Annotated in this window: 5 protein-coding genes, 1 tRNA gene and 1 pseudogene; 5 read left to right on the plus strand and 2 right to left on the minus strand. The window is 72.2% G+C overall.

The window, feature by feature from the left end:
• The 4 genes and pseudogenes from ACVNF4_RS30375 to ACVNF4_RS30390 form a co-directional block, all read left to right on the plus strand.
• Positions 1-397, plus strand: a pseudogene (locus ACVNF4_RS30375) (hypothetical protein); the annotation flags it as partial.
• A 413-nt stretch (positions 398-810) separates the two neighbouring features.
• Positions 811-1185 carry a hypothetical protein gene (locus ACVNF4_RS30380; RefSeq protein WP_461806093.1) on the plus strand — a complete coding sequence of 125 codons (375 nt, stop codon included), beginning with the start codon at positions 811-813 and terminating at the stop codon, positions 1183-1185.
• A gap of 219 nt (positions 1186-1404) precedes the next feature.
• The gene (locus ACVNF4_RS30385; RefSeq protein ID WP_461806094.1) at positions 1405-1989 is read left to right on the plus strand and encodes a bifunctional DNA primase/polymerase; all 585 of its coding nucleotides are present in this window, start codon (positions 1405-1407) and stop codon (positions 1987-1989) included.
• A tRNA-Lys gene (locus ACVNF4_RS30390) sits at positions 1980-2053 on the plus strand. The genes ACVNF4_RS30385 and ACVNF4_RS30390 overlap by 10 nt, the downstream gene beginning before the upstream one ends.
• A gap of 89 nt (positions 2054-2142) precedes the next feature.
• On the opposite strand, the gene ACVNF4_RS30395 is transcribed toward ACVNF4_RS30390, so the two are convergent.
• A complete protein-coding gene (locus ACVNF4_RS30395) occupies positions 2143-3417 on the minus strand; it encodes a M6 family metalloprotease domain-containing protein (protein ID WP_461806095.1) in 1275 nt (424 codons plus the stop codon).
• A gap of 330 nt (positions 3418-3747) precedes the next feature.
• On the opposite strand from ACVNF4_RS30395, the gene ACVNF4_RS30400 reads away from it, so the two are divergent.
• A complete protein-coding gene (locus tag ACVNF4_RS30400) occupies positions 3748-5715 on the plus strand; it encodes a putative bifunctional diguanylate cyclase/phosphodiesterase (protein ID WP_461806096.1) in 1968 nt (655 codons plus the stop codon).
• Positions 5716-5908: 193 nt separating this feature from the next.
• On the opposite strand, the gene ACVNF4_RS30405 is transcribed toward ACVNF4_RS30400, so the two are convergent.
• Positions 5909-6649, minus strand: a 741-nt coding sequence (locus ACVNF4_RS30405; protein ID WP_461806097.1) for an MsnO8 family LLM class oxidoreductase, incomplete at its 5' end; no start/stop codon positions are given.

Below are 6649 nucleotides of genomic sequence, written 5' to 3' on the forward strand. Positions count from 1 at the left end.
CAAGCACTTCGATCCGGACGCCGCTCTGGAGACCGTGGTGCGGCTGTTCTGGCGGCAGGGCGTGGCCTCGACCGGGATCCAGGACGTGGTGACGGCGACCGGGCTCAACCGCCTCCAGGGCATGGAGTTCGACGTCACCGTCATCCTCCACCCCCTCTCCGGCCGCCCCGACGCCACCGCCTTCCACCTGGAGACCGGCCGCCTCTGCGTCCTGACGTCCCGCCACCGGCACGCGTGCGTGGTCGTGTGCCGCGAGGGCGTCGGCGACCTCCTGGACGACTATCCGTCGACGGAACCGGTGCAGTTGGGGACGCTGGTGAAGTTTCCGGATGGTTGGGAGGCGAACCATTCGGTGCTGGAGCACCTCGCCGGGCACCGGGTGCGGTGGCGGCCCTGATCGACGCGCCGAGCACCTGACAGCCGGGCATCCCGCCAGCGCCGCCCCTTCGCCGGACGGAGTCCGGCACACCGCCGGAGGCGGCCGATGAATACAGCCCGGATGGTTGGGAGGCGAACCATTCGGTACTGGAGCACCTCGCCGGGCACCGGGTGCGGTGGCGGCCCTGATCGACGCACCGGGCACCTGACAGCCGGGCATCCCACCAGCGCCGCCCCTTCGCCGGACGGAGTCCGGCACACCGCCGGTGAAGGCCTTGGCGTGCACGCCGGGTGGCCTGGTGGCTCTGTGGCCCGGGAACACCCCGTACCCTCCGCACGTTGGTTCTCGGGGTCGCCCTCGGAGTGCCTCTTGCGAAGGCGGGGGACAATGAAGGGTGGTCCGGAATCGCACCGTACGAGGGAGGAGAAGACATGGCGGAGCCCACGCCGCGTCGGAACGAACGGCGGCTACGCCCCGCGCCCCTGCTCTTCGAGCCCGCGGAGGCGGCCGGGGACCCGGAGCACTTCTTCGACCTGGAGTCGATAGAGGACCCCTCGGCTCTGCTGGCGCGCTCCAGTGAGCTCGCGCACGCGTTCCGCGCGGCGGCGGACCGGGCGACGGAGTTCCAGGCGATGGCGGCGGCCCAGCTCGCCGACCCGCGCCGGTTCGACCGGCTGACGGCGGCGGACATCGCGGAGCGGGCGGAGTGGACCGAGGACTACGCGAAGAAGATGGTGGAGTTCGGGCGGGACCTGCTGCGGGGTGAGGCGGCGGGCGAGAGCCACAGCCGGGTGGAGCCCATCTGAGTCCGTCCGAGCCGGCCCGGTCCCCTACGGGTGACCCCGTACACCTCTCGGCAGACCTCGACGGCGGTCGACTCGTACGACCCGTAGTACCTCAGTAGCTCCCCAGCCCCCTCCCCCGGCATATGCCAGGCGGGCAAGATACCGCCCCCACCACCCATCCGTCCCGGTTTCCCGCAACTCTCCGAGATCCCCCGCTCACCCCCGGTAGATCTTTATCCCATGAGCGGCTCTTGGGACGAATGCGGAGACATCACCGGGGTCACCCCCGACGGCGCGGCATGGCTGGCCTCCGCGGGGGCGCACCCGCGCAGCCTGCTGTCCTTCTGGGAGGAACGGCCGGACGCCCCGGTCGTGCTGTCGTGCGGTGCGGTGTTCGACGTCGTGAGCACGGCGGCGGTGTTCGGCAGACGGATGCTGGACCGGCTGTGGGGCGAGGGGGAGGGCACGGGTCCGGTGGCGGTGTTCCGTGGCCGGATGCTGCTGTTCGCGGCCCCCGGCACGGCCCAGCGGCTGCCGTCCCTGCTCTCCTGGGAGCAGTGGAGCAGCGACGGCACCCGGACGGCGTGTCTCCCGCCGCTGCTGTGCCACGGCCCCGGTGACGCGATCACCGTCCCGGCGGTCACCGGCGAGGCCACCGCGGCGGCCCGCTGGCTGGTCGCCCCGGACACGCGTCACCCCTGGCTGCCGGGGGCGGAGGTACTGCTGTGGGCGGCGGTGCGGGCCGCGCGGGCAGCCGTCCGCCTATCGATTTCGCCGCGCCCGGATCAGGGTGCTAAGGTCTACGACGTCAGCAGGCGCCGCTAGCTCAGTTGGTTAGAGCAGCTGACTCTTAATCAGCGGGTCCGGGGTTCGAGTCCCTGGCGGCGCACTTGACGGAAAGGCCTCTCGCGGAAGCGGGGGGCCTTTCGCACATCTCTTTCGCGCGCACCTCTTGAGGGGCCTCAAGTACTACGGGTATCACCGGGGCGTGATCTTCACCGTCCACGCCCCCGAAGCCGTCCGCCCCTCCACCTCCACCCGTACCGCCCGCTCCCCCGGCACGGCCGGCACGGTGAAGCTCTCCCCCGCCCCCACCGGCGCGTCCGCGAGCGGCGGGTAGACGGACCGCTCCCAGCACGCCTCGCTGTGCGGATGCGCGTCGACGACCTCGACGGGCCCGCGCCCGGAGTCCGCCGCGCTGTGCACCCGGTAGACGAGCACCCCGGCCCGGCAGGCGGCCACATCGTCGCCGACGGGCCCGCGCGCCTCAAAGGCGAGCGCGCTGCCCACACCCGTACGCACGACCGCGAGTTTCGTCCCGTTGCCGAGCCCGAACGCCGGCGAGCCGGAGGCGCGGGTGATGGGGACGTCCGGCCCGGCGGCCAGCGGTTCGAGGGTGAGGCGGGTCGTCCCGGAGTCCCGTACGCACACCACCTGGCGGGGCTGGAGCCACCCCAGTTTCCACTTGTGCCAGCCGAACAGGTCGGGAGCCAGCCCGAACTGACTGCCCATCAGGTCCCAGTCGCCGACGTACGTGTCCCAGTCGCCCTTGCCGTCGGCGGGCCGGTGGTAGAGGTCGGGGAGGTCGAAGACGTGCCCGGTCTCGTGGGCGAGGACCAGCCGGTCCGGCGGGTGCTGCTCGAAGACGGTGACGACACGCCGGATCGCGGTGCCGTCCGCCCGCAGCGGCACGTCCAGGTTGACGACCTTCGTCGCGTCGGAGTCGACGCCGGGCGCGTCCGGATCGGCGACGAAGTAGACGACGTCGTACCGCGAGAAGTCGACGTCGGGATCGGCGGCGGCGAGCGCGTCGCGCAGGTAGGCGGCGCGGCGCTCGGCGTTCCAGTCGCGCTGTATGGCGTACGCCGTGGACGGCTGCGGCATCCGGATCCACCGCTTGAGGGGGTGGGCGCGCAGGGTGAAGCGGCCGTAGGAGGCGCGGCGGAAGAAGTCGGAGGTGGCCGGGAAGTGGTCGGCGGCGAGTTCGGCGGGGGTGGTGCGCGGGCGGCTGTCGGGGAAGGAGAGGAAGACCATCACCGCGTCGAGGGAGCGGACGGGGCGCGGATAGGCGGCGTTCCAGGTGTCGAGGCCCTCGGAGTGGTGGGCGGCGGTGCGGGTGAGGGCGCAGGGCGCGGTGGAGAAAGGTTCGGCCACCGACGGGACACCGGCGAGGGAGCTCGCGGCGAGCGCGGAGAGCGTGGTGAACACGGCCGCTGACGTGCGCAGGCGGGGGCGCGGGAGCGGACGCGGCACGAGGACCTCCGGAGGCGGGCGGATCTGGGGACACCTCCACCCACCCTGTACGGGTTTGTCATACCACGCGCTGTTTGTCTGCCCCGGACGAGTGAGTCGTACGACGAACCGGGCGACGCCCGACACCCCGGAACGCTCACGGAACGTCACATGTGGTCCGAGGTCCGCAGAACCGGTCCGGCTGCGGGCAGAAACGATCTGTCAGAAGAGTGGGTAGGTCATGGACACTTGGCAGTGGCTGCGGTGGTCCGGGCCCAGCCTCTATGATCGGCACACTTTCCTGACACTTTCCTGCGCGGACAGAGATCGAGTGCACTGCGGGAGCGAGCGGTGAGCGGAACGTCCGAAGGGCCGACGCCCGCGGCAGACCTCGACCGGTCCGCCGTTACAGAGAGTGACACTTTGGCATCGGATGGTGCCCGGGGGCCGAACGGCGCCCTCGGCCCGTCCGCGTATCAGGCGGTCTTCGCCGCGTCCCCGTCGGCGATGGCCGTCGTGGGGCGGGACGGGGCGATCGTCTCCGTCAACACGGCCTTCGCGGAGATCCTCGGGGCCGCCGCCGAGGGGCTGGTCGGGCGGGTCGCCGCCGATCTGCTCGACCTCGCGTCCGACGCGCGCACCTGGCACGCGTACCGCGAGGTGCTGTACGGCCGGCAGGCCGAACTCCGGTGCGCGCGGTGGCTGAAGCAGCCCGACGGGCGGGCCGTGTGGGCGCGGGTGACCGTGTCCCCGCTGGGCGGCGACACGCCCGGGGTGCTGCTGTCGGTCGCCGACATCAGCGCGCGGCGCGAACTCCAGGCGCGGCTGCGCCACCTCCAGATGCACGACCCGGTGACCCGGCTCCCCAACAGGGCTTTGTTCTTCGAACGGTTGTCGGCCGCGCTGGAGCCCGACGCGTACGAACGCGGCGGGACCGGGCGGATCGGGCTGTGCTACCTCGACCTCGACGGCTTCAAGGCCGTCAACGACACGCTCGGGCACCGGGTGGGCGACCGGCTGCTCGCGGCCGTCGCCGAGCGGCTCAACTCCTGTGCGGAGGAGGCGGGTCGGGCCAGAGCGGCCGCGCCGCTCGTCGCACGGCTCGGCGGGGACGAGTTCGCGCTGCTCGTCGCGGACTCCACCGGCACCGACCAGCTCGCGGAGTTGGCCGAGGCAGTCCTCAAGTCCCTTCAGGCGCCGTTCGATCTGGACGGCCAGCGGCTCAACGTCACCGCGTCCATCGGGGTCGTGGAGCGCCACGCCGCGGGGACGACGGCAACGGGCCTGGTGCAGGCGGCGGATACGACGCTGTACTGGGCCAAGGTCGACGGCAAGTCCCGGTGGACGCTGTTCGACCCCGAGCGCAACGCCCACCTGATGACCCGTCAAGCTCTCGCCTCCACCCTCCGGCCCGCCATCGAGCGGGGTGAATTCGTGCTGGAGTACCAGCCGTTGGTCGGGATGTCCGACGGACGGCTGCGCGGCGTCGAGGCGTTGGTGCGCTGGGACCATCCGCGTTTCGGTCTGCTGCCGCCGAATCGGTTCGTCGGCCTGGCCGAGGAGGACGGCTCTATCGTGCCGCTCGGCCGGTGGGTCCTCGAAAGCGCCTGCCAGCAGGCACGCCGCTGGCAGTTGGACCACCCGGACGAGACTCCGCTCTTCGTCAGCGTCAACGTCGCCGTCCGCCAGGTGTGGGACTCCGATCTCGTCGCCGATGTCGCGGAGATCCTCGCCGAGACCGAACTGGCGCCGGGACTGCTCCAGTTGGAGCTGACGGAGTCGGCCGTCATGGGGTCCGCGGGCCGTCCCCTCCAGGCGCTCCAGGCGCTCAGCGACATGGGCGTCCGGATCGCCATCGACGACTTCGGGACGGGGTACTCCAACCTCGCCTACCTCAGCCGTCTGCCGGTGTCCGTGCTGAAGCTGGACGGTTCCTTCGTGCGGGGCTTCCAGTACGACGGGTCGGGGGCGCCGCCCAATCCCGCCGACGAGGTCGTCGTCGAGGCGATGATCGACCTCGCCCATCGGCTGGGGCTGACGGTCACCGCGGAGTGCGTGGAGACGGCTTCGCAGGCGGCGCGGCTGCGGAGGATCGGGTGCGACACGGGGCAGGGGTGGCTGTACTCGCGTCCGGTGTCGGCCGAGCGGATCGCGGAGTTGCATGTGAGTGGGGCGCAGGGGGCGGCTTCGGGGCAGGGGGTGGGTTCGGCGCCGGGGGTTGGGCCGGGGGCAGGGGCGGCTGCGGGGCCGGGTGTCGGGTCGGCGGCGGGGCCGGTGCCCGGGAAGAACGGGGAGGTTCGGGCTCTGGGGAGGCCCTAGAGGGGCGTCTCCGGGGGCGATATTCGGCCAACCACCCGTGAGCGTCTCGGGTGTTGCCGTACACCCCTCCCAACTCACCTCTCCCACCCGTCGGCTGAGGGAATCGGCGGTGTATCACGCTCCGCGATCGGCGGACGAGGGGACGTCGTGTCGCCGGGCGTCACTCCGCACCCGGCGACCTCACGCCGCTCCCTCACACCGTGGGCAACCCGTACGCATCCGCGATCAACTCGTACGACCGCACCCGCAGTTCACCCCGGTGCGCGTGGCTCGTCAGCATCAACTCGTCGGCTCCGGTGCGCTTCTGGAGGTCGTCCAGCCCCGCGCGCACCTGGTCGGCCGGGCCGTGGACGATGTTCGCGGTCCAGGAGTCGATGAACTCGCGTTCGAGTTCCGACAGTTGGTGGGCCTCCGCCTCCTCGGGGGACGGGAAGAGGCCGGGGCGGCCGGTGCGCAGGCGGACCATGTTGAGGCCGGTGGCGAGGAGTTGGCGGCGGGCCTCGGGCTCGTCGTCGACGGCGAGGGCGGAGACGCCGATGAGGGCGTAGGGGGCGTCGAGGACGGCCGAGGGGGTGAACGACTCGCGGTAGAGGTCCAGCGCCGGGACCGTGTTCTGCGCGGAGAAGTGGTGCGCGAAGGCGAAGGGGAGTCCGAGGGCGCCGGCGAGGCGTGCGCTGAAGCCGGAGGAGCCGAGGAGCCAGATCGGCGGGCGGTGGGGGGACTGGACGCCGCCGGGGGCGGTGCCCTGGACGGGTCCAGGGATGGCGTGGATACGCCGGTAGGGGTGGCCGTCGGGGAAGTCGTCGTCGAGGAAACGCGTCAACTCCGCGAGCTGCTCGGGGAATTCGTCGGCGCCCTCGTGGAGGCGGTCGGTGCGGCGCAGGGCCGCCGCGGTCGCGCCGTCCGTGCCGGGCGCCCGGCCCAGGCCGAGGTC

The organism is Streptomyces sp. S6 (genome assembly GCF_054880855.1).